Raw genomic sequence first — 21,465 nt, 5'->3', positions numbered from 1 at the left:
ATGTCGTCATTTGACCTGCGCCTTCCGGCACTGCGGAGTGCTTACCGTGCCGGAACCCTTGCGCCTCGTACTCTCGTCAATGAGCTTCTGCGGAAAGCGGCAGAGCTTAATGTAGAGTTCAACCTGTTCATCCATCTTCTGACCGAAGAAGAAGTCGCGCCATACCTCGATTGGCTCGATCGGCAGAACATCGAGAGCCTGCCGCTTTACGGCATTCCATTTGCCATCAAGGACAACATCGACCTCGCCGGTATTCAGACCACGGCTGCGTGCCCAGCTTTTGCGTACACGCCTACTGAGTCGGCGACGCTGGTCGCGCAACTGATTACACTCGGCGCGATCCCGCTCGGGAAGACCAATCTCGATCAGTTCGCTACCGGTCTCAACGGCACCCGCTCGCCTTATGGAAAGTGCCGCAACAGCGTGCATCCCGACTATCCCTCCGGCGGTTCGAGCGCTGGTTCGTCGTTGGCTGTTGCGCTCGGCGTCGCCAGTTTCGCGCTGGGCACCGACACGGCCGGTTCCGGCCGGGTGCCTGCGGGACTAAACAATCTCGTCGGACTCAAACCGACCAAAGGCATTCTGTCTACCGCGGGCGTAGTGCCCGCTTGCCGCACCCTCGATTGCGTCACGTTCTTCACCGCCACAGCAGAAGAAGCGAGCGAGCTGCTCTCGCTGACAGCGCTCACTGATCCTCGCGACGCATACAGTCGCAAGAATCCGCAATGGAATTCCGCGCGAGCCTTTGGCGCGCCGGCCGCTTTCCGATTCGGCGTTCCTTCGCAACTGGAATTTGCGGGATGTACAGAGAGTCCGGCGCTATTCGCCAAGGCTCGCGCGATGCTTGAAGCAGCAGGAGGCGAGGCTGTCGAGATCGACTTTGCGCCGTTCGTTGAAGCTGCAAATCTTCTTTATCAGGGGCCGTGGGTCGCGGAGCGTTACAGCGTGGTGGGCGAATTGATGTCGACGACGCCGGACGCGGTGCTTCCCGTCATTCGCGACGTGCTCGCCAAGGCGCCGGGCGCAACCGCTGTCGAATTGTTCCAGGCGCAATATCGCCTTCAGGCGTTGAAGGCTCGTTGCGATGCATTGATCGACACACTCGACTGCGTCCTCACGCCGACCTATCCGCGCCCTGTGACGCTTGCCGAACTGGAGCAGGATCCGATTGGGCCGAACTCACTGCTCGGTTACTACACGAACTTCATGAACCTGTTGGACTACGCGGCTGTCGCCACGCCGACGGCATTCATGAAGAATGGGCTTCCGTGGGGTGTGACCGTTTTTGGGCGCGCGTTTACCGATCAATACCTGCTGGGCGTTGCGGACCTGTTGCAACGGACGAGCGGCGTCGAATGCGTTGGTGGAAACACGATAGCGCTGTCGGAGGAGCGCAAGGCGACGAACGATCGAATGCTCGTCGCGGTATGCGGCGCGCACATGCAAGGCTTACCGCTGAATAAGGACATGCTTTCTCGCGGTGCGCTTTTGCAGCAGTCCACGCAGACGGCGCCGCGCTATCGGCTCGAGGCGTTGCCAGCATCGCCGGATGGCACGCGGCGTCCGGGGCTATGGAGAGTCGGCGATGGCGGCGTGAAAGTCGAGGTCGAAGTCTGGAAGATGCCTGCCTGGGAGTTTGGCTCATTCATCGCGACGGTTCCGTCGCCGCTGGCTCTCGGCAAGATCGAACTGGCAGATGGCTCGTGGGTGACCGGTTTCCTGTGCGAACCGTATGGCGTTCAGGCAGGCACCGACATCTCCGAATTTGGCGGATGGCGGGCATGGCTTGCCAATGAGCGCGCCCTCGACGCTTGAGCGTCGTTCTTTCATTCTGGGCTTGAACGGCGCATTACACGCGCACTAGTACAGGCGAGCGTTGCCCCAGCGGGGCGCGCTCGCTGCATCGTCCGCACCCGTCACGCGTTAAGACCGCGCACTCAAAGTCCCGCTTCCGCCACGAGTTGCAGCGCGGGCGCGAGCTTCATGCAGACTTCGGGCCGCTCCAGCGCGTACGCGAGATTCCTCTGCGCGATCTGCACGTGCTCTGTGGCCAGCGCGAGCGCCCGCGTACCCTCGCCGCGCTCCATCGCCTGAACCAGGCTGTGATGCTGCTGATGGGCCATGAAAAGCCATTGGCGGCCTTCCTGGATGGCCGATTGCATCGGCAGCATCGCGCTTGCGGCAGCGAACGGCAGCCGGTTGTTCATGTCGATGGCGCGAATAAGCGCTGCATTGCCGGAGCCATCGACCACCAGTTTGTGAAACCGGTTGTTCATGTCGGTATAGCCGGCATAGTCGTCGAGGTCGAGTTCCGACTTGGCCAGCAACCTGTCGCCCGCGCGCAGGCATTCGGCGAACGCATTCGACAGTTGGCGCGGTACGCCATGCTCCGCGACGAGGCGGGCCGCCATGCCTTCCAGATGGCCGCGCACGGCGATCGCGTCGGCGATTTCCGCCGCGGTGATACGCCGCATCACGTAACCGCCTGCGGGCGACGGCTCGACGAGTCCTTCCTGTTCCAGCGTGGTGAGCGCGAGCCGGACCGGCGTGCGCGACGCCTGCAGCCGCTCGGCAAGGGCCACCTCGCCCAGGCGCTCGCCAGGGGCGAACTCACCCTTGAGTATGAGGTCGCGCAGGTGCACCAGCACCCGCTCCTGTTGCGTCTCCATTTCTGTTTCTCCTTTCGCTTCGGGGGCGTCGTGCCGTCTTGCGCAGTGCCCGGTCTGCTTTTGCATTGTAGCTGAGCGCGCGATAAACGGCGGGGCGTATGAGGCATATTGTTCTTGAATGTATGCAGGATATCTAAAACGTCCCCATGAGCGGGAGAAGTGCCAAACCAGGGAAAGTAACTACTATCGCTGGAAAAAATCCAAAAAATCAATAGGATAAGCGCGATATCTGCACCCGAGCACTAGGTGGAAAAACCGTCGTCGTCCGCCATAAATGTATGCAACGCTTGCTTGGCCGGATTCAATAACCTATTCTTTGCATAAATTAAACGAGATGCTGCATGCAGCGAACGGTTGTTTGTATTCATCCAAGGAGACAGTGTCATGATGAGTTCCGCGCAAAACGACGCGATCACGCGCGTCGGCAAAGGCACGCCGGCAGGCGAACTGTTACGCAATTACTGGCAGCCGGTCGCGCTGCTGGAGGAGCTCCCCGACGTGCGGCCGGTACGCGCGGTGCGGCTGATGGGTCAGGACTTCGTCGTATTCAGGGGCGAACAGGGCCGCTATGGAATGCTCGACCGGGATTGCCCGCACCGCGGCGCGGATCTCGCCGCCGGCCGGCTCGAAGCAGGGGGCTTGCGTTGTGCCTTTCACGGCTGGCTTTTCGACGTCGACGGCCAGTGTCTGTCCACGCCCGGAGAACCGGTTGGCAGCTCGCTGTGCAAGCGGGTTCGTCAGAGCGCGTATCCGGTTATAGAGCGCAGCGGCATTCTGTTCGCCTACATCGGCAAAGGTGAGCCACCGGCGTTCCCCCACTTCGATTGTTTCGCGGCGCCGAACGAGTACACATTCGCGTTCAAGGGACTATTCGAATGCAACTGGTTGCAGGCGCTCGAGGTGGGCATCGACCCCGCGCACGCATCGTTTCTTCATCGCTTCTTTGAAGACGAAGATGTGAGCGCAAGCTATGGCAAGCAATTTCGCGGCGCGTCGGCGGACTCGAATATGCCGATTACCAAGGTGCTGCGCGAATATGAGTCACCTGAAGTTCTCGTCAGCCCGGCCGACTACGGTCTTCGGCTAATCGCAAAACGTCCGATCGATGACGAGCACACGCATGTGCGTGTGACGAACGTCGTGTTCCCTCAGGCCTTCGTGATCCCGATGAGCGCTGAGATGACCATTACGCAGTGGCACGTTCCCGTCGACGACGAGAACTGCTACTGGTACGCGATCTTCACGAGCTTCGGCGCGCCGACGAACAAGCAGCAGATGCGTGAACAGCGGCTCGAACTGTACGAATTGCCCGATTACATATCGCGCAGGAACAAGCGCAACCACTACGGCTTCGACGTGCACGAGCAATTGACGGAAACGTACACAGGTATGGGCTTCGACATCAACGTGCACGATCAGTGGGCGGTGGAGTCGCAAGGGCCCATTCAGGATCGCACGCGAGAGCATCTGGGCACGACTGACAAGGGAATCATGGCGTACCGGCGGCTGCTCGTCGACGCAATAGAAAAGACGCAAGCCGGCGAGAAGACATTGATGGTGATCGATGAAGAGGCGGCGGCACACCTGACCGGGCCGGCGTCGATCGACGGCATTGCTCCCGCTGAGCGTTGGGACGAGTACTGGAAGGAAGCGGATGCCAGTCGCCGCGCTGCCGCGCCCTGGCCCGCGCCCAAGGCTTAAGCCGCTATCCCAACCGGAACGGAGCGCGCGGCTTTCAGGCTGCGCGGAAGAGACATGTCTTTCGTTAAAACCCATGGTCTTTGGACCGACGCGCAGACCGCGGCCTTCATGCAGCTACTGGAGCGCCTGAAGGAAAGTGCCGTACAGGTCGTGCGATTTTCGTTTCCCGATCAGCATGGACTGCTGCGCGGCAAGACGCTGGTCGTCGACGATGCAATCAAGGCCTTCGAATGCGGCGTGACGCTGACGAGCACACTGCTTGCCAAGGATACGTCGCATCGCACCGTGTTTCCGGTGTTCACTGCGGGCGGTGGATTCGGCATGCCCGAGATGCAGGGAGCGTGCGACACGCTGATGATCGCCGATCCGCAGACGTTTCGGATTTTGCCTTGGGCACCGCATACAGGCTGGGTGCTGTGCGATCTCTACTTCCCTAACGGCAGGCCTGTGCCGTTCGGCACGCGGCATCTATTCCGCCGCGCGCTGGAGCGGCTCGCGAACCAGGGGTTCGAACTGGTCAGCGGCCTCGAAGTCGAGTTTCATGTGTTCAAGCTCACGAGCCCGAATATGAAGCCCGAGCATTCCGGCCAGCCCGGCTTGCCGCCCGATGTCGAACTGCTGTCGCACGGCTACCAGTACCTGACGGAGTTGCGATACGACGCCGTAGATCACGTCATGGAAATGCTGCGCAATGGGATCGATGGGCTTGAGCTTCCTGTGCGGTCACTCGAAGTCGAGTACGGTCCGAGTCAGTTCGAGTTCACCTTCGCGCCGACGAAGGGGATCAAAAGCGCCGACGACATGATCCTCTTTCGCAGCGCCGTCAAACAGATATGCCAGCGCAACGGCTATCACGCGACCTTCATGTGCAGGCCGCGTATTCCGAACGTGGTGTCGAGCGGATGGCATCTGCACCAGTCGCTCGTGCATATCGACAATGGCCGCAACGCGTTCATGCCGTCCGATGCGACTGCTCCGCTTTCGTCTGTGGGGCAAGGGTACCTTGCGGGGCTGCTCGCCCATGCGCAAGGGGCGACTGCTTTATCGACGCCCACAATCAACGGTTACAGGCGGTATCGGCCCTATTCGAATGCGCCCGACCGCGCGAACTGGGGATGTGACAACCGCGGCGTCATGCTGCGCGTGCTGGGCGGGCCGAACGATCCGGCGACGCGCGTGGAGAACCGCGTCGGCGAACCTACGGCGAACCCGTATCTGTATTTCGGCACGCAGGTGCTATCGGGGCTCGACGGGTTGCAGCGCAAGCTGGAATTGCCGCCTTCAGCGGATACGCCGTATGAGACTCAAGCGCAATCGTTGCCCCGTTCACTCGGCGACGCGCTCGACGCGCTGCGTGCCGACGAATGCATGCGCGAAGGCTTCGGCAGCGCCTTCATCGACTACTTCTGCAAGCTCAAGGAAGCGGAGATCAACCGCTTCAATCTCGAAGTAACCGACTGGGAACACCGCGAGTACTTCGAAACGTTCTGAATGCGCTCAATCATCAAGGAGACATGTGATGCCTATCGTCACTTATATTCTGCGCGACGGTAACCGCATTGAAATCGAAGTGCCCGTTGGTACCAGCGTGATGGAGGCCGCGATCCACAACAACGTGCGCGGCATCGAGGCCGAGTGTGGCGGGTGCCTGTCGTGCGCGACATGCCACGTCTATATCGACCCTTCTTCGACGGCCGAGCTTTCAGCGCCCGACGATGCCGAGCATGAACTGCTTGAGGGCGTAGCGGCCGAACGTCGTCCGGAAAGCCGGCTCAGTTGCCAGCTCGTCGTCGCATCGACGATGAGCGGACTTGTCGTGCGGATTCCCGAAAAGCAGGGATGAGATCATGAAACTCAGGCTTGTGATTGTCGGCGCGTCGTATGCGGGGCTGCAACTCGCGGCATCCGCGAGAGAGTCGGGTCACGACGGCGATATCGTGCTGATCGGCGACGAAGCTCACGCGCCATATCAGCGTCCGCCGTTATCCAAAGGTTTTCTGACGGGCAGCTTCGCGGAAGAACGTCTGCCGCTGCGCTCGCCGGCGTTTTACGGCGAAATGCGAATTCAGTGGATGCCTTCGACGCGCGCGCTGCGCATCGACCGCGAACGCAAAGAGCTCGAATTGCACGACGGCGCGCGGCTCGCCTACGACCATCTCGCGCTGACCACAGGCGCGCGTGTGCGCAAGCTCGATTGCAAAGGCGCGTCGCACGATGCGGTTCACTACTTGCGAGATCTGCGCGATGCAAGACGCCTCGTTGAGCGCGCGCAAACGGCGCGGCGTGCGGTCGTGGTGGGCGGCGGATACATCGGCCTCGAAGCGGCGGCTTCGCTGCGACAGAAAGGCCTCGACGTCACGGTCGTGGAGACCGAGGCGCGCGCGCTTGCGCGTGTTGCTTCGCCATCTATCTCCGTCATCATGCAGCGCGCCCACACAAGGCACGGCGTGTCGCTTGCGCTGGGACGGAAGGTAGTCGCTATTCATGACGTCGCAGACGGCGTCGCCGTCGAACTGGACGACGGTGCGCGGCTGTCGTGCGATCTCGTCGTGGTCGGCATTGGCGTGCTGCCGAATGCAGAACTCGCTGCGGGCTGCGGATTAGACGTGGCGGGCGGGATCGTCGTGGATGCGTGTGCGCGCACCAGCGACCCGTCGATCGTCGCCGCCGGCGATTGTGCGGCTTTTGTGCCGTACTGGGCGCCGGCGGGCAGCGCCGCCTGCCGCATCGAGTCGGTGCAGAACGCAAACGATATGGCGAGGACAGCAGCGGCATCGGTCCTCGGGCGACCCGAGCCCTATCGCGCGGTGCCCTGGTTCTGGTCGGATCAATACGATCTGAAGCTGCAAATGGCCGGCGTCAATACGGGGTTCACCGATTTCGCGGTGCGCGGCTCTGTGGGCGAAGGCAAGTTTTCGCTGTTCTACTTTCGCGACGACAGGCTCGTTGCTGTGGACAGCATCAACCGGCCACAAGACCATATGCTCGCACGCAAGCTGCTCTCAACCGGTACGCGGCTAAGCGTAGAAGACATCAACGATCCGCGGTTCGACCTCAAGGCATTCGCTAACCCCGACGTCAGCGTCGCGCACGGAGCGGCATCATGAGAGCGGGTGACAGCCATGTCCGCTAACCGCATCGACCTCAATTTGCTGCGCGTGTTCGACGCGGTATTCGAGGACCGCAACCTCGCGCTGGCGGGCAAGCGTCTGAACCTGAGCCAGTCAGCCATCAGCCATGCGCTCGCGCGCATGCGTGAGGTAGTCGGCGACGATCTGTTCGTGCGCACCGCGAGAGGCATGGAGCCGACCGTGCGCGCGCTACGCATGGCAGGCCAGGTGCGCGGCGCGTTACAGCAGATCGGGGCCGCTTTGGGCGTGGACGATTTCGATCCGCAGGTCGCGCAACGCAAGTTTGTCGTGGCCGCCAACGACTACATCACGTCTCTCGTATTGGGGCGGCTGAGTCAGCGCCTGTGCGCGGAGGCGCCGCTCGCGGACCTGGTCGTGCGGCCGTCTACGCGGCTCGATCTGGCAGGACAGATCGACGTCGGCCGAATCGATGTCGCAATCGGCATCTTTGCCGATGTACCACCGCGCTTTCGCTCGATGGCGCTGTGGGAGCAGACAGACGTGCTGCTGGTGAACCGCGACCATCCGATTGCCGAGCGGACGGTTACGCAGCAAGATCTTCTCGCGTATCCACTCGTGGCGATCTCGCAGGGCGGCTCAGAAGAGGGTGCCGTAAGCGGCTTTATTGTCGAACGTGGCCTGGCACGGCAGTCTGAGATGTTCGATCGCGATGCGCTCAACCGCGCGTTCGCCGATACGCCCGACATGCCGCGCATGCGCATGTCCGTCGCGCACTCTCTTGCGATTCCCGCACTGCTTCGCCATAGCGAGATGCTCGCGCTGGTTCCGTCGTCGCTCGCTCGGGAACTCGAACGTTATGGCGAACTGAAGATGCGCGCAACGCCCTATGAATGCCCCAACGTGACGGTGCGCGCCGTATGGCATGAGCGCAGTGACGCCGATCCAGCGCTGCAATGGCTGAGACAACAGCTTGCCGATGTTGCGCGGCAGGTTCGTACCGGCTAAACCCGTTTGTTCAAGATACCTATGCAAACAATTCACTGCTCGCGAGCCGGCGAGCAGTGCTGCGTCAACGTCGCCGAAACCCTGAAAAACGCGGCCGTTTTTAGCGCAACGCGCACACATCGCGCGAACGAGTCGGCGATACGCGTGCGTATTGATCGCCGTCTTTGCGCGATTTTCCGGGTTGTAGCGGCGTTTTGGCGATCCTAAGCTTGGTCCCCGTCGATACCTGCCATCTCAGCAGGTGTCGGCACTCTGGCGAACCGCGAGAGCGGATGGCTTTTCAATCAGACCGGCAAGCGTGACAACGTGCGGGCCGCGCCGACAGTTCAACCTCTGCGAGGACGCAATGGAAGAGACAACACCAGTCGATGTACAAGTGCTCATCAACGAGCATCCCTTTTCGCCATTTCAGCGGCTTATATTTGCAATGTGCTTCCTGATCGTGCTGATGGACGGATTCGATACGGCTGCGATCGGTTTTATCGCGCCTTCGCTACTGCAGGAATGGCACATCGGCAAAGCAGCGCTCGCCCCGGTGCTCAGTGCGGCGCTGTTCGGTCTCGCGGGCGGCGCGCTGCTTTCGGGGCCGCTGTCGGACAGATTGGGGCGGCGCGTCGTGTTGACCTCGGCGGTGCTGCTATTCGGCGTATCGTGCTTCGGGTCCGCCTTCGCATTCGATCTTACGCAACTGACAATACTTCGCTTCATTACGGGCGTCGGACTCGGCGCGGCAATGCCGAATGCCGTCACGCTGATGAGCGAGTTTTGTCCCGACAAGCGCCGGGCGACAATCGTCAATCTGATGTTCTGTGGATTCCCATTGGGCGCTGCACTCGGCGGCTTTCTAGCAGCGTGGATGATTCCGCATTTCGGCTGGCGTAGCGTACTGCTGTTCGGCGGCGCGGTGCCCTTGCTGTTGTGGGTGCTTCTCGTGCTCAGGTTGCCCGAGTCGATTCGCTATATGGTCGCGAAACGGCAACCGGCCATCAAGATTCGCAAAGTACTGGTTCAAATCAGCGCGAGTGCGCATGGCGCGGAGTCTTTCATCATGCGCGAAACCATCGAACACGCGGCAGGCAGCGGTGGCATTCGCATAGCGCTGTCGCGTTCGTTCCTCGTGGGTTCGTTGATGTTATGGCTGTGCTATTTCATGGGCCTCGTGATCTTCTATGGCCTTGTCAACTGGATGCCGGTTCTGCTCAAGGAAGCAGGGCTGAGCCCGCAGCGAGCGGCGCTGGTTTCCGCGCTGTTTCCGCTTGGCGGCGTAGGCACAGTGCTATGCGGGATGCTGATGGACCGCTTTAATCCCAATCGCGTCGTGGCCGCTGCATATGCGCTCGGCGCGGTCAGCGTGTACGCGATCGGCCAGGCGGTCGGCAATCTGGTGTTGCTCATGTGCGCGGTGTTTGTCGCGGGCGCGTTAGTGAATACGGCGCAAGCGTCGATGCCTGCGCTCGCCGCCGCCTTTTATCCTACAGCTGGCCGCGGCACAGGCGTTGCGTGGATGCTCGGTGTCGGGCGCTTCGGCGGAATTGCAGGTTCGTTTCTTGTCGCGGAGTTGTCCCGACAGCAAGTCGGTCTGGAAAGCATCTTTACGGTTGTCGCCATAGCGGGCGCGGTGTCGTGCGTCGCGTTGTTGATCAAGCAGGCGACGAGTTCGAGTACGACCGCAGTGGAATCATCGGAACGTGAATCGCTTGTGCATTGACGGCGGACAGTGAGCGGGAACAAACAGGCGAGCCTCCAGCGAGGCTCGCTTTACTTTCATTTCGCGGGCGCGTCGTAGTTGTATGAGATGCGGCCTGCCGGCAGGAAAAAGAGCGCAATCACGGCGCCGCCTTTCGCCTCGGGATAGTGATGACTGCCCGGCGCGGGCGCCGTCCAACCGCCATAGCACCAGCCGTTCGGCCCGGCGAGCGCGGCGCCTTCGTCGACTGGCACGACCATATTGAACTCGCCATAAGGGTGAGCGTGATAGTCGCCGCGGAAGCTGTTCTCCGGATTGTTTTGCGTGTTGCCGGTGCTATCCATCAGCACTGCGGTGATGCTGAAGAAAGAGGTCTCCGCGCACGGCTCGACGAGTCGAGCGCGCCGATATCGGGGGCCCGCGATTTCGACGTCGGCGGCCCAACCCTCTTGCACGCCGATCCTGATCAGCCGCGCAAGGTCCTTATACAAATCGCTATCGACTCCGTACTTCGAGTTCAGCCATTGCTCGACGTCCGTATTCGTCGTCATGTCTTTCACTTCCTCAAGAAAGGGCAGACAGCGCGCGACGAGTTGATCCTTATTGCTGATGGTTGCAGTTTGCGACATTCCAGTTTCTCCTTGAAGTGCATGCCATGTTCACGATGCCATAGGGGAGACGGCTAATGAAGCGAACTTTCTGCAACGCCGGATTGCACGGGATTCATATGAGGCCGAGTGTCTTGAACGTCGTGCGTCAGGCGCGGAATGCATCGATTCACGTTGTTCAATATTGGATTGAAGACATTTCAGCGCAGAACTGCACTTGAGGCGTCGTTGACGAATGTTCGTTTTTTCAATTGAGACTTTGTGAGTGTTTAGGACCATTGAGAGAAAACGTGGCTTGCCTGCTTGAATCGGAGAAGGATTTGCCCGACGCATTTTTCCCCTTCATTGCGGACGGCCTCTCGCTTTAGGGGTTTCCCCGTTGTCGTGTTCGTTGACCGACCTTAATCTCGCCGCCATGCATTCGTGACGAGCACTTCGTCATTCAAACAAACGAGACGCGGTCCAGGAGACTTCATGAAATATGGCAGGTCGGTGATATTGGCGGCGGGACTGTTCAGCGCTTCGGCGTTTGCACAAAGCAGCGTGACGCTCTACGGCGTGTTGGATACGGGCGTTGAATACGTGTCCCACGCGAATGCAGCAGGAGGTTATGTTGTGCGCATGCCTGGCATCACCGGGGAATTGCCGTCGCGCTGGGGGATGCGTGGTTCTGAAGATCTCGGCGGTGCACTCAAGGCGTCGTTCGTTCTTGAAAGCGGCTTCAACATGCGTGGCGGCGACTCGGGGCAGGGCGGCCGTCTGTTTGGACGACAGGCGTGGGTGGGACTGGAAGGGCCATGGGGCGCGCTGAGCTTCGGCCGCCAGTACACGATGACGTACTGGGCGATCTCCGATGCGGACATTCTCGGTCCCGACATCTATGGCATCGGCGCACTTGACGCGTATATACCGAACGCGAGAAGTGACAACACCATCGTCTACAAGGGCAAGTTCCGCGGTGTGACGATCGGCGCGTCATGGTCGTTTGGACGCGACAGCACAGGCACGGGCAATTCGCCAGGGCAAGGCACTTGCGCGGGTCAGGTGCCCGGCGACGTCAACCAGTGCCGCCAATGGAGCGCGATGCTCAAGTACGACGGCACCTACTTTGGCGTCGCCACCGCCTACGACGAGCAGCGTGGCGGCACCAATGCGGCGGCCAACTTCTTCGACGGCGTAGCGCCTTTCAAGACGTCTTCTAGCGGCGATAAGGACGCGCGTCTTCAGGCAAATGGCTATGTGAATGTTGCGGGCGTAAAGCTTGGCGCCGGATGGTTGGGTCGTCGCGTGGAAAGCGATGCGCCCGGTGGCGACGTGCACTCAGATCTTTTCTTTGTTGGGGCGCAGTACTACGTGACCCCCGCATTTGCGCTCGATGGAGAGGCGTATCGCGTGCTCGTCGAGCAGCACAATGCACGCGCAACCATGGCGAGCATGCGGGCGACTTACTTCCTGTCGAAGAGGACAGCGGTATACGGCAACGTCGCTTATCTGTGGAACAGCGCGCACGCGCGCTATTCGGTCAGCGCGGGCGGTGGCGGGACGACGCCTGCGCCGGGCGTCGGACAGCTAGGAGCAATCGTGGGTATGCGGCACACGTTCTGATCAAACACAGTACTTCAACTTTTTCACGGTATCGCGATGCGTTCAGTCGGGATGCCTTTTACGATGCGGATTCGCATCCATTTGTGCAGCCGCCACGCGCTTCGTTTTGCAAGTGGTGTTGGCGGCACTCTATCAATTGGCATTGACCTATGAGAACCGACCGTAACACCAACCCTGACGCGCGTGTGGTTGACTCGGTGATTCGATCACGCCGGGCCGTCAGGGCTTTTAGACCCGATCCAATTGCGCGAGACGTCATCGACCAGATTCTCGAGGTGGCAAGCTGCGCGCCGAGCAATTCGAACACCCAGCCCTGGCGGGTCGATATTCTCGCCGGACCGGCAAAGTCCGCTTTGAGCGATGTTCTGAAGCAGGCGCATGAAGAGAATCGCCATCCTCCGCTCACGCACATGCCCGAGGTTTTGCCGGAAGCGATGAGAAGAAGGCAGGAAGCGTTTGGCGCGACTTATTACGGTGTGCTCGGTGTGCCCAAGCACGATGTGCAACAGCGTGCGCGTGTGACTGCGAGAAACTTCGATTTCTTTGGCGCGCCTGTGGGCCTGATCTTTTCAATCGATTCAGCGCTGACAAAGTTCAGCTGGCTCGATTACGGCATCTTTATACAGACCGTCATGGTGGCAGCACAAGCGGTAGGTCTCGACACGTGTCCGCAGGTTTCGTTTGCAAGATTCCAGAACGTGATTGCGGAACACCTGGCGCTTCCTGCGGACTATGACGTGGTGTGCGGAATGAGCATGGGATTGTCTGACTGCGACTCCCCTGTCAGCCGTCTGGAAACCGGACGCGAACCCGTTGAAAATTTCGCACGGTTCCTAGGGTTCGACTCGTAGTAGCTGTTCGTCTCGTGTCGCGCATTCGCCTCGGATGAGGCCTGCGGCCTCTGCGTACGAGAGGCCGCAGTGCGCACACACCGGTTCAGCGATTTCAGCGTGAAGCGAGCGCGATACTGTGCCGCCCGTGTCTGCACCTGCGGCGCGCGGCTACTCAGCTGGCAAGCTTCTGCGCGGCCTTGGCGAGTGCGGCGCCTACACCTCGTACCAAGGCGTCTGTCTTGTCGTCCTTGAGCCTGTTGTTGCCATCAAATGCATCGTTTGCGTGACCCAATGCAATCTCCTGCGGAATCGGCAACATGCCCAGCCTGCCAAGAACGTGACGCAGGCTGATTTGCGCGCGAGCGCCGCCAAGCGGACCTGGCGAAGCCGAGACGACGGCGACGGGCTTGCCGGCGAAGTGCGTCTGGCCGGCGGTGCCGTCCTTGCCAGGTCGGCTCATCCAATCCAGTGTGTTTTTCAGCAATGCGCTGTACCCGCCGTTGTACTCCGGAGATGCAATCAACAGCGCGTCGCTGTCGCGGAGCATCTGCTGCAACGCGCGCGCGTTATCCGAAAGTCCCGTCTGACTTTCCAGGTCGCCATCGTAGATCGGCAGGGCATAGTCGCTCAGGCGAATACTGACGACTTGCGCGCCTGCGTGAGCCGCGCCTTCCGCGGCGATATCCAGAAGCTTTTGATTGACCGAACCGCTTCGTGTGCTGCCTGAGAATGCAAGGATTTTGATCGTCATGAGTAGCTCGATGATTGGATTTGGCTAACTAGCGATGGCTGCTATCGCGCGGCTCAATGAGATTCCGCTAATACGGTTAGCGCGCGTGTTGATCGATAAAGAAAAGCGGATGAAGACCATCACAAGCAGCCAGGTAGTTAGCGTGCGACTGTGGTTCCCGCGGCGCTCAAGATGCCACATGGTCAAACTGGTCACAAGCGATCAATCGTCAACACCGAAATGCACGGCATGCAACTCACGATGAATTGCAAAACCGTCTCGTGCAGCGTGACCACGTACTGTGTCCTCAAAATGAGCCGAGTTGGCGGACTTCGCCCTGCTTGTAGGCCGGCTAGGCCTGTACCCACCGGCCCTGGCAGAAAACACTGTTTTGTTGGCCGTGTTCCGGGCATCAATCGAATTGAAAGTCGGCTGTCGCAGACCGATACTTGGCTCTTGGTTTTCCTTTGACGAAGTACTCGGCGATAGACACACCGGCTGGACTAACGCAGTGAAAGACTGGCAATCCGAACTCCGGGGCAGGAATGTCCCGATTCTCAACATAGCTTGCTGAGCCGCTCGCAAGACGCGCGGTTCGACCAGGCGGATATTGGAGCAACGAACATGACGACGATCGCAGGAATCAAGATCCCCGACAGCAAATTGGCGCGCGCGGCCACCGAACTCGTTCGCGACACGGAGTCGGACCTGCTTTTCCATCACTCGACTCGCGTGTTTCTTTTCGGCGCTCTTACGGGTGAGCGCAAGCAATTGAAGTATGACCCGGAGCTTCTGTACATCGGCGCGATGTTCCACGACATGGGGCTTACCGAACAATTCAGGACGTCCCAGAACCGCTTCGAGGTGGATAGCGCAAATGCAGCGCGTAGCTTCCTCGAGCAGCACGGTATTCCCGAAGGAGATGTCGACCTCGTGTGGGACGCGATTGCGTTGCATACCACGCCGGGTATCCCGCCATTCAAGAAGCCGGTGGTTCAACTGGTGACGGCAGGCGTCGAGATGGACGTGCTCGGCTTTGCATTTGACGAGTTCACCGAGGAACAGCGCAAGGTGGTGGTCGCTGCCCACCCTCGCGGGGAGAACTTCAAGGAGCAGATCATCAACGCCTTTAACGATGGAATGAAGCACCGGCCGGACTCGACCTTTGGCACTGTCAACGACGACGTGCTTGCGCTGAAGGACGTGGGTTTCCGTCGGAAGAACTTCTGCAGCATCATTCTTGGGAATGCGTGGAACGACTCGAATTACGCGTGCACTTGCAACGATCCGGCACATAAGCACGGTTGAACACGCATGCATGACTAACGCGTAGCGCAAGCGTCAAAGCCAAACAGCCGACGAGGCGTGTCCCACAACACTCGTCGGCGCTCGTCGGCATCCGGAATGAGGCGCTCTACGAGCGTGAGCAGCGGAGCGTAATCAATCCGCACCGGCGAGCGCAGAAACGGCCAGTCGGAACCCCACACACAACGATCCGGCCCAAACATGCTGAGAAGCTGCGTCGCGAAGGTCTGCGCGTCTTCATATGGATATTCGAGCTGCGAGAATTTTTGCAACCCGGAGATTTTGACGACGATGCGATCCGTGTCGGCCAGACGGAGAAGCGTCTGGAAGCCCCGCTGCTTCATGCCGGCCCCAATGTCCGGCCGACCGCAGTGGTCGATTAGTATTCGCGTTGCCGTACGTTCGATTAGCGGCTCGAGTGCGACCAACTGATCGCCCGTTACCTGAATCTGCGCGAACATATCGAGGTCGGCCAGGATATTGAAGAGCGCGTGGGCATCACGCATTGCATCGACGCCCAGCATCGCCGGATTAAAGGCCGCGCCAACCACGCCCGCGCGTTTCATCTCGATCATGTCGTCGCGGCTCGCATGGTGGTCCACCACCGCGATGCCTTTGAAGCGGGTGCCATAACGCGAGAGCGCATCCAGCATACAGCGATTGTCGGTGCCATAGCCACTGGTCGGTCCTACGAGCAACGCATGTTGCACACCGCATGCGTCCATCACATGGGCAAACTGCGCAGCGGTGCCGATTTCCTGCATCGACGGCCTGTACGCGGTGTCGGCGCGATAGGGAAAGCGAGCGGGATCGAAAATATGGTTGTGACAGTCGATCTTTTTTTCGTCGAAGATAGTCATTGACGAGACGCTCCGCGAGATTCGCGTCGATGGCGCGCGGCATCGAGCATGTTGCGTGTGCTTCGATACGCGAGTTTGAGGCGGTCTCTCGCAGGCAGCGACGGCAACGGCATTTCCACACTAAAAGCCGTATCGGCAGACAGCGCGTCCAGCAATTCGCTTAGCGGCAGCGCCCCTTCGCCTGGCGGCAAGCGGCCTGTGCGCGCTTCGAGAATCGTCGCGTCGTCTCCTACCGGATCGTTCGGCGAGGCGTCGCACAGTTGCACCGCGCGCACCATGCCCGCGGGCAATGCGCGGACGTCGTCCGGACCGCCCCCCGAGCGCGTGAGATGCAACGCGTCGACGAGAATCGCGAGGTTTGCGCTTCCCACGCTCTCCACGATGGACCGCGCCTGATGCAAGGTAGCGACGTGGCGCCAGCGCATGAATTCCAGATCGACACGCAAGCCATATCGCGCCGCGAGTTCGCACAGAGCCGCCAGGTTGGCGGCGAGCCGCGACGCGTTGGGATCGTCGCCCGAGACCGTCACGCACCGGGCACCCAGGTCGGCCGCCGCATCGAACATAGGCGCATACGATGCCACGTCGATATCGGGCAACACTGGAATGAACTCGACGTCGTGCACAGCCATGCCTTCTTCGACAAGTACACGCCGCAGAGCGAGATGCGCCTGGCTGCCCACAGCCGAGGCATAGGCAATCGCACCGGCGGAAGTCGGATTGAGCCGGAGCCCAATTGCGTCGAATCCAGCGCGAGCGGCTTCGACCACCCATTCCGAAGGCGCCAGTTCAAGCGCGGTGAGATGCGCGACTGCGAGCTTCGGTGCTGCAATGATGGCGTTCAATACGTGGCCCTCCCACCTGTCAGATCGAAGGTAAAGCCGCTCGTAAAACTGCATTCGGGGCTGACGATCCAGCTTACCATCGCACCGACCTCGTCGATCTGCAGGAAACGGCCCATTGGGATCTTGGCCTTGCTCGCCTCGATATGAGCGTCGGACATCTCGCTCAAAAGCTCCGTTTCGACCATTGCGGGCGCGACACAGTTGATGAGTACATTGTCCTTTGCCAGTTCTTTGGCGGCCGCCTTGGTAAACGCTATGACACCTGCTTTCGCTGCCGAGTAGCCTGAGATGAACTGAACGCCTTCTTTGCCGGCAATCGACGCCACATTGACAATGCGGCCGCCGCCACGCGCGCGCATGTGCGGAATCGCGACCCTACAGCAGTAGAACACGCTGTTCAGATCCACTGCTATGACGCGCTGCCAGGCATCCACTGGATACTCCCAACACGGCGCTACCGGCCCATTGATCCCCGCGTTATTGACGAGAATATCGACCTGCCCAAGCGTGCCGAGCGTGGCCGCGAAAGCCTGTTCGACCGAACTGATGGAGGCGACGTCCACTTGTTGAATGTGATCAGGCTCAAACTGCAGCCGTTGCGCGCCGCAGTCGCTCACATCGAGATCCCACACCGCCACGCGTGCGCCGTCCGCTTTCAGTTTTTGCGCGATGCCCAGCCCGATGCCGCGCGCGGCGCCTGTGACGATGGCGACTTTCCCGTCGAGAGAGCGAGTCATATGGGGTTTTTTCCTTTGCTGAAAAATGTTGTTCACAACTGGATGCGTTTGATATCGCCAACCACGAAGATGTACGAAAGTGCCCCGGTTAGCGTGACGGCTGAAATGAAGCCCAACGCATAAACGAACGAACCCGTTGCGTTGACAATCACCCCGATCACGAGCGGCGTGACGATCCCCGCAGCATTCGCGAAGAGATTGAAAATGCCGCCACTCAAACCAAGCAATCCCTTTGGCGCAATGTCGGAAACGATCATCCAGGCGAGTGCGGACATGCCTTGTGCAAAGTAGGCGACGCAGAGAATCGCAATAACCGTTGCCGTCGATTCCACGTAGTTCGCGAGGACTATGCTCGATGCGGCGAGCAGGCCGGCGATAACGGGCAGCTTGCGCGACCAGTTGAGGGAAATACCCCGGCGCAGCATGGAGTCGGAGATCCAGCCGCCTGCAAGTGTGCCCACCGATGCGGCGATGAACGGAAGCACAGCAATCAACCCGACCTTCAACCACGGCATATGGCGCTCTGTCACGAGGTAGGTCGGGAACCATGTGAGAAAGAACACGTTGGTCGAGTTGCAAGCGAACTGGCCCACACAAATGCCGAGCATGCTTCGCCGTTTCAGGAGCGCACCAATGTCGGCCCAGCGGAAATGAGTAGCCTTCTGGCTGCCGTCTACGACGCCGCCCCCGTTCGCGATGTAGTCCAGCTCGGCCCGATTTGCGCTCTTCGATTGATGCGGCTCGTGAAAACGCATCAGCCAGATGCCGCCGAACAGCACCCCGACTGTTCCGACAATGCCGAATAGCGCGCGCCATCCATATTGCTGTTCGAGCCAGAACAGCAAGGGACTCAGGAAGGCCAGCCCGACGTATTCCGCGAACGTGTAAATGCCGGTTGCGCGGGCGCGCTCGCTTTGCGGGAACCAGATAGCGACTACCCGGCTGTTAGTCGGAAAGCACGGCGCTTCAGCAACGCCGATCAGTAGACGCATGATCAGCAGCGATATGAAGCCGGTCGCCAACCCCTGCAATCCCGTGAAGAGAGACCAGAGCGTGAGCGCGAAGAAATAGGTCCACCGTGTGCCGACGCGGTCCAGCATCACGCCGCCGGGAATCTGTGATGCCGTGTATGTCCAGGAGAACGCCGAAAAAATCACGCCCATTAGCGCTGGGTTAAGGCCGAGTTCGTGACTCATGCTCGGCGCGGCAATTCCGGCGACGCTACGGTCCAGATAGTTGATCATTGTGCCGACCGCGAGCAGCGCAAGTATGTGGAAGCGGGCTCTGGTTCTCCGCGTCGCGGTGGCAACGTTAATCGTCGCGTCTGCGGACTGCGTTGCGTCATTCATCGTGTCTCCATCCTGTTCTCTTTGGTGCGCTCCTCGCGGTGCCCGAGTCCGCTGGTGCGGCTTGCAGACTGCGGGCGTTATGCGTGTCGCGCAATGCGGGGAGTCAGGCTCCCGTTGAGCAGATACTAGGGATTTACCGCAAGCCTGTCGTATGCCGAGTTTCAGCTACCCTATAACTTTTTGTTAATAGGCCGGCTACACGGCACGGAGAACGCATGCGGTTCAAGCTCAGGCAGATGGAGGTATTTCGTGCAGTCATGCTGACGGGGTCGATCAATGCCGCGGCAAAAATGCTCTACGTGTCGCAGCCTGCTGTCAGTAAGCTCATCTCTCACACGGAGACGAACCTCGGCCTGCGGCTTTTTGAGCGGGCGAAAGGCCGGCTGATACCAACTGCGGAGGCGCAGGCGCTATTCAGGGAAGTCGAGCAGGTCTATCAGGCGGCACTCTCAGTCGACGAATTCGCGCGGGCGCTGTCGCTCGGGCCGGCCAGTTTGTTGCGGGTGTCCTGCAGCCCGTCGTTGGCAACGTCGATCGTTGCGCCCGCGATTGTCGAATTGAAACGGCAATTGCCAGGCTTGAGCGTGGACTGGCATACCACGCTTATGGCGGACATGCCGCTCGAGGTGCTGAGTAAAGCCGTGGATGTGGCGGTGACATCGATGCCGATCGAACATGAGCACCTCGACGTCGTGCCGTTCATGCGTGGCAGGATGGTCTGCGTTGTGCCGCCTCGTCACCGTCTGGCCGAACCGGAGCCCATTGCGCTCGCCGATCTCGTCGGTGAGCCGATGATTCTCTTCAGGCGCGACATTCCGTTCGGCACGATGATCGCGCGCGCATGCCAGCAAGCCAATGTAGAACTGCAATCCGTCGTAGATGTGACGCGCGCAGATCAGGCGCTGGCGCTGGTGAAGGGCGGTCTCGGATTGGCCATTGTCGACGAGTTTGCCGCAGACGATCACGGTCTGGTCATACGTCCGTTGATCGAGGAGCTGGAACTCGTTGCGACCTTTGTCTATTCGAAGTTCTCCCCTCCGTCTCGGAACACCACGCTGCTAATGCACGCGGTTTATAAGCAGGCGCATCGCCTTAGCCGTCATATTGCCGGTGTGCCGCTGCCGGCGTAGTCGGATGTTCGGCTTCGGTCTGAGTGATCTGGCATTCGCCTGGGGCGCGCTCACACGCGCGATTCGCGAGATGGAGCTCCGGTCTTTCGGCGAAGATACTAGAAAGAGATGCGGAGAACTGAGGTCCGCGCAAAGCGAACCTCAGTTTTTCCGAAAGCAGCCAATCAGCAGCCGGAGAACTTGCCGGGCTGCTGCGCCCCATAAACGGCTTACTGCTTCGTTACCTGGCCGTAGGCGATCACCGAGTTATCGGCTGCCTTGATCAGATAGACGATCGAACGTTGATACAGCGTCGTGCTGCCTGTAACGGGCAGGAACGTGATAGCTGCATTACCGGAGTAAGTCGTTCCGGAAGCCAGCAAGCAGGTACTCGTGGTGCCGCTCACCGTCATCGTGTAGAGGTTCTTGTTCGAGCCCGGAGTCGTCAATGTCAGCGTCCCGGTGACGCCGCAGCCGGAAAGGTTGCCGGTGAAGCCGCCGGCGGCGTCGATGGTGAGCGTCGTCCCGCTTTGCGTCCACGTTCCCGTTACGCTCGATTGCGTGACCGCAAGCGCGTTCGCCGGATCGTAGTTCAATGCCAGGTTCACCGTTTGGCCGTTGGAGACATAGCTGCCGTTCAAGGTTTGCTTCGCGCTGTACGTTCCGCTTCCCGACGTGGCCGTATAGCGGAAGCCACCCGTGCTCTCGAAGCCGCTCGTCAATGTCCAGTTCGGCTCCGCGGGCGCTGCGATGCCGAAGAAGGTCGATGTGACGACCGTGAAAATGCCGCTCAGGTAGGAAATGTTGTTCGCCGGGTCCACCATGGCGGTCGTCCGGGAGGACGAGGAAGTCGTCCAGATGCCCTCGAAGCCATTGCCCGTGGCGGCAGTCGAGCCGGCCTGCGGGGACGTCAGGCTGGGCAGCGACTCGCCCGCCACGACGGGCGCCGACGACGGCGCCGGTGCGCTGGCACTCGTGGCCGGCGCAGCGGTTTGAGCAGGCGGCGAACTGTCGCCTCCGCCACCGCCGCACGCAGCGAGCGTAAATGAACCGAACGCGGCAATGACTAAAGGTAGTTTTTTTTCATTTTCATTATGAGATTTTAGCGTGCGGACCGTTGTTTCCGCAAAATGATTGTTGAACTCTCGATATGCCCGCGCAGAATCGCGCACCGATTTAAACGGCAGCAAAAGAAAAATCTTTAGTGTTTTTTGAAGAAGCGTCTTTCAAATTCGAATGCTTTATTTGCGGTGGATATGTATGTGCGCGCTTTGAATGCATTGCGCATAAAACGATGGCCAAATTGTCTCGCTGTTCGGAAGAGAAGCGA

Annotated in this window: 20 protein-coding genes; 12 read left to right on the top strand and 8 right to left on the bottom strand. The window is 60.1% G+C overall.

Annotation, left to right across the window (positions count from 1 at the left end; all coding sequences use genetic code 11):
• Positions 1-1,815, top strand: coding sequence for an allophanate hydrolase (atzF, locus tag BCA01S_RS17945; RefSeq protein ID WP_027778087.1), 1,815 nt, complete (start codon positions 1-3; stop codon positions 1,813-1,815).
• Positions 1,816-1,937: 122 nt separating this feature from the next.
• Here the strand turns inward: atzF and BCA01S_RS17940 are convergent, their stop codons facing one another.
• Positions 1,938-2,669: a GntR family transcriptional regulator gene (locus BCA01S_RS17940; protein WP_027778086.1), complete on the bottom strand. Its 732-nt coding sequence runs from the start codon at positions 2,667-2,669 to the stop codon at positions 1,938-1,940.
• Between the two features lie 384 nt (positions 2,670-3,053).
• On the opposite strand from BCA01S_RS17940, the gene BCA01S_RS17935 reads away from it, so the two are divergent.
• From BCA01S_RS17935 to BCA01S_RS17910, 6 genes are all read left to right on the top strand, one after another.
• On the top strand, positions 3,054-4,370 hold the full coding sequence (locus tag BCA01S_RS17935) for a Rieske 2Fe-2S domain-containing protein (RefSeq protein WP_027778085.1): 1,317 nt from the start codon (positions 3,054-3,056) through the stop codon (positions 4,368-4,370).
• Positions 4,371-4,424: 54 nt separating this feature from the next.
• Entirely contained in the window at positions 4,425-5,861 is a 1,437-nt protein-coding gene (locus BCA01S_RS17930; RefSeq protein WP_027778084.1) for a glutamine synthetase family protein, read from the top strand.
• A 28-nt stretch (positions 5,862-5,889) separates the two neighbouring features.
• Complete coding sequence (locus BCA01S_RS17925; RefSeq protein ID WP_027778083.1) at positions 5,890-6,213, top strand: 2Fe-2S iron-sulfur cluster-binding protein; 324 nt, start codon at positions 5,890-5,892, stop codon at positions 6,211-6,213.
• Positions 6,214-6,217: 4 nt separating this feature from the next.
• Positions 6,218-7,477, top strand: coding sequence for an NAD(P)/FAD-dependent oxidoreductase (locus BCA01S_RS17920; protein ID WP_027778082.1), 1,260 nt, complete (start codon positions 6,218-6,220; stop codon positions 7,475-7,477).
• A 15-nt stretch (positions 7,478-7,492) separates the two neighbouring features.
• Positions 7,493-8,467: a LysR family transcriptional regulator gene (locus tag BCA01S_RS17915; RefSeq protein WP_027778081.1), complete on the top strand. Its 975-nt coding sequence runs from the start codon at positions 7,493-7,495 to the stop codon at positions 8,465-8,467.
• Between the two features lie 346 nt (positions 8,468-8,813).
• Positions 8,814-10,175 carry an MFS transporter gene (locus tag BCA01S_RS17910; protein ID WP_027778080.1) on the top strand — a complete coding sequence of 454 codons (1,362 nt, stop codon included), beginning with the start codon at positions 8,814-8,816 and terminating at the stop codon, positions 10,173-10,175.
• Positions 10,176-10,231: 56 nt separating this feature from the next.
• Here the strand turns inward: BCA01S_RS17910 and BCA01S_RS17905 are convergent, their stop codons facing one another.
• Positions 10,232-10,783 carry a 4-hydroxylaminobenzoate lyase gene (locus BCA01S_RS17905; RefSeq protein WP_027778079.1) on the bottom strand — a complete coding sequence of 184 codons (552 nt, stop codon included), beginning with the start codon at positions 10,781-10,783 and terminating at the stop codon, positions 10,232-10,234.
• Between the two features lie 453 nt (positions 10,784-11,236).
• Here BCA01S_RS17905 and BCA01S_RS17900 point away from each other — a divergent pair, with 453 nt between their 5' ends.
• Together BCA01S_RS17900 and BCA01S_RS17895 are read left to right on the top strand one after the other, a co-directional pair.
• A complete protein-coding gene (locus tag BCA01S_RS17900; protein ID WP_027778078.1) occupies positions 11,237-12,367 on the top strand; it encodes a porin in 1,131 nt (376 codons plus the stop codon).
• A 149-nt stretch (positions 12,368-12,516) separates the two neighbouring features.
• Complete coding sequence (locus BCA01S_RS17895) at positions 12,517-13,218, top strand: nitroreductase (RefSeq protein WP_027778077.1); 702 nt, start codon at positions 12,517-12,519, stop codon at positions 13,216-13,218.
• A gap of 154 nt (positions 13,219-13,372) precedes the next feature.
• Here BCA01S_RS17895 and BCA01S_RS17890 read toward each other — a convergent pair whose 3' ends face one another.
• The gene (locus BCA01S_RS17890; RefSeq protein WP_027778076.1) at positions 13,373-13,951 is read right to left on the bottom strand and encodes an NADPH-dependent FMN reductase; all 579 of its coding nucleotides are present in this window, start codon (positions 13,949-13,951) and stop codon (positions 13,373-13,375) included.
• Positions 13,952-14,554: 603 nt separating this feature from the next.
• Between BCA01S_RS17890 and BCA01S_RS17880 the strand changes: the two genes are divergently transcribed.
• Positions 14,555-15,238 carry an HD domain-containing protein gene (locus BCA01S_RS17880; RefSeq protein ID WP_027778075.1) on the top strand — a complete coding sequence of 228 codons (684 nt, stop codon included), beginning with the start codon at positions 14,555-14,557 and terminating at the stop codon, positions 15,236-15,238.
• Positions 15,239-15,252: 14 nt separating this feature from the next.
• Here BCA01S_RS17880 and BCA01S_RS17875 read toward each other — a convergent pair whose 3' ends face one another.
• From BCA01S_RS17875 to BCA01S_RS17860, 4 genes are read right to left on the bottom strand one after another with little or no spacing between them, the layout of a single operon-like run.
• Positions 15,253-16,095 carry an amidohydrolase family protein gene (locus BCA01S_RS17875; protein WP_027778074.1) on the bottom strand — a complete coding sequence of 281 codons (843 nt, stop codon included), beginning with the start codon at positions 16,093-16,095 and terminating at the stop codon, positions 15,253-15,255.
• Positions 16,092-16,940 (bottom strand): sugar phosphate isomerase/epimerase family protein, encoded by an 849-nt coding sequence (locus BCA01S_RS17870; protein ID WP_027778073.1) that lies wholly within the window; start codon positions 16,938-16,940, stop codon positions 16,092-16,094. Before BCA01S_RS17870 ends, BCA01S_RS17875 begins: the two co-directional genes overlap by 4 nt.
• Positions 16,937-17,677 carry an SDR family NAD(P)-dependent oxidoreductase gene (locus BCA01S_RS17865; protein ID WP_027778072.1) on the bottom strand — a complete coding sequence of 247 codons (741 nt, stop codon included), beginning with the start codon at positions 17,675-17,677 and terminating at the stop codon, positions 16,937-16,939. Before BCA01S_RS17865 ends, BCA01S_RS17870 begins: the two co-directional genes overlap by 4 nt.
• A 32-nt stretch (positions 17,678-17,709) precedes the next feature.
• On the bottom strand, positions 17,710-19,026 hold the full coding sequence (locus tag BCA01S_RS17860; RefSeq protein ID WP_027778071.1) for an MFS transporter: 1,317 nt from the start codon (positions 19,024-19,026) through the stop codon (positions 17,710-17,712).
• A gap of 215 nt (positions 19,027-19,241) precedes the next feature.
• On the opposite strand from BCA01S_RS17860, the gene BCA01S_RS17855 reads away from it, so the two are divergent.
• Positions 19,242-20,156, top strand: coding sequence for a LysR family transcriptional regulator (locus BCA01S_RS17855; protein ID WP_027778070.1), 915 nt, complete (start codon positions 19,242-19,244; stop codon positions 20,154-20,156).
• Between the two features lie 209 nt (positions 20,157-20,365).
• Here the strand turns inward: BCA01S_RS17855 and BCA01S_RS17850 are convergent, their stop codons facing one another.
• Positions 20,366-20,959, bottom strand: coding sequence for a hypothetical protein (locus BCA01S_RS17850; RefSeq protein ID WP_341807751.1), 594 nt, complete (start codon positions 20,957-20,959; stop codon positions 20,366-20,368).
• A gap of 34 nt (positions 20,960-20,993) precedes the next feature.
• On the opposite strand from BCA01S_RS17850, the gene BCA01S_RS39525 reads away from it, so the two are divergent.
• Positions 20,994-21,131, top strand: coding sequence for a hypothetical protein (locus BCA01S_RS39525; RefSeq protein ID WP_341807752.1), 138 nt, complete (start codon positions 20,994-20,996; stop codon positions 21,129-21,131).
• The last annotated feature ends 334 nt before the right edge of the window (positions 21,132-21,465 follow it).

Source organism: Paraburkholderia caledonica NBRC 102488, assembly GCF_000685095.1.
Taxonomy (GTDB): Bacteria; Pseudomonadota; Gammaproteobacteria; order Burkholderiales; family Burkholderiaceae; genus Paraburkholderia; species Paraburkholderia caledonica.
Note: the sequence above shows the minus strand (reverse complement) of the source record. Positions and strands in the feature narration are given on the sequence as shown.

What these genes read in the sequence shown, in the direction of transcription:
- atzF (WP_027778087.1), top strand. Translation starts at nt 1, where the DNA reads ATGTCGTCATTTGACCTGCGCCTTCCGGCACTGCGGAGTGCTTACCGT.
- BCA01S_RS17940 (WP_027778086.1), bottom strand. Translation starts at nt 2,669, where the DNA reads ATGGAGACGCAACAGGAGCGGGTGCTGGTGCACCTGCGCGACCTCATA.
- BCA01S_RS17935 (WP_027778085.1), top strand. Translation starts at nt 3,054, where the DNA reads ATGATGAGTTCCGCGCAAAACGACGCGATCACGCGCGTCGGCAAAGGC.
- BCA01S_RS17930 (WP_027778084.1), top strand. Translation starts at nt 4,425, where the DNA reads ATGTCTTTCGTTAAAACCCATGGTCTTTGGACCGACGCGCAGACCGCG.
- BCA01S_RS17925 (WP_027778083.1), top strand. Translation starts at nt 5,890, where the DNA reads ATGCCTATCGTCACTTATATTCTGCGCGACGGTAACCGCATTGAAATC.
- BCA01S_RS17920 (WP_027778082.1), top strand. Translation starts at nt 6,218, where the DNA reads ATGAAACTCAGGCTTGTGATTGTCGGCGCGTCGTATGCGGGGCTGCAA.
- BCA01S_RS17915 (WP_027778081.1), top strand. Translation starts at nt 7,493, where the DNA reads ATGTCCGCTAACCGCATCGACCTCAATTTGCTGCGCGTGTTCGACGCG.
- BCA01S_RS17910 (WP_027778080.1), top strand. Translation starts at nt 8,814, where the DNA reads ATGGAAGAGACAACACCAGTCGATGTACAAGTGCTCATCAACGAGCAT.
- BCA01S_RS17905 (WP_027778079.1), bottom strand. Translation starts at nt 10,783, where the DNA reads ATGTCGCAAACTGCAACCATCAGCAATAAGGATCAACTCGTCGCGCGC.
- BCA01S_RS17900 (WP_027778078.1), top strand. Translation starts at nt 11,237, where the DNA reads ATGAAATATGGCAGGTCGGTGATATTGGCGGCGGGACTGTTCAGCGCT.
- BCA01S_RS17895 (WP_027778077.1), top strand. Translation starts at nt 12,517, where the DNA reads ATGAGAACCGACCGTAACACCAACCCTGACGCGCGTGTGGTTGACTCG.
- BCA01S_RS17890 (WP_027778076.1), bottom strand. Translation starts at nt 13,951, where the DNA reads ATGACGATCAAAATCCTTGCATTCTCAGGCAGCACACGAAGCGGTTCG.
- BCA01S_RS17880 (WP_027778075.1), top strand. Translation starts at nt 14,555, where the DNA reads ATGACGACGATCGCAGGAATCAAGATCCCCGACAGCAAATTGGCGCGC.
- BCA01S_RS17875 (WP_027778074.1), bottom strand. Translation starts at nt 16,095, where the DNA reads ATGACTATCTTCGACGAAAAAAAGATCGACTGTCACAACCATATTTTC.
- BCA01S_RS17865 (WP_027778072.1), bottom strand. Translation starts at nt 17,677, where the DNA reads ATGACTCGCTCTCTCGACGGGAAAGTCGCCATCGTCACAGGCGCCGCG.
- BCA01S_RS17860 (WP_027778071.1), bottom strand. Translation starts at nt 19,026, where the DNA reads ATGAATGACGCAACGCAGTCCGCAGACGCGACGATTAACGTTGCCACC.
- BCA01S_RS17855 (WP_027778070.1), top strand. Translation starts at nt 19,242, where the DNA reads ATGCGGTTCAAGCTCAGGCAGATGGAGGTATTTCGTGCAGTCATGCTG.
- BCA01S_RS17850 (WP_341807751.1), bottom strand. Translation starts at nt 20,959, where the DNA reads ATGGTGGACCCGGCGAACAACATTTCCTACCTGAGCGGCATTTTCACG.
- BCA01S_RS39525 (WP_341807752.1), top strand. Translation starts at nt 20,994, where the DNA reads ATGCCCTCGAAGCCATTGCCCGTGGCGGCAGTCGAGCCGGCCTGCGGG.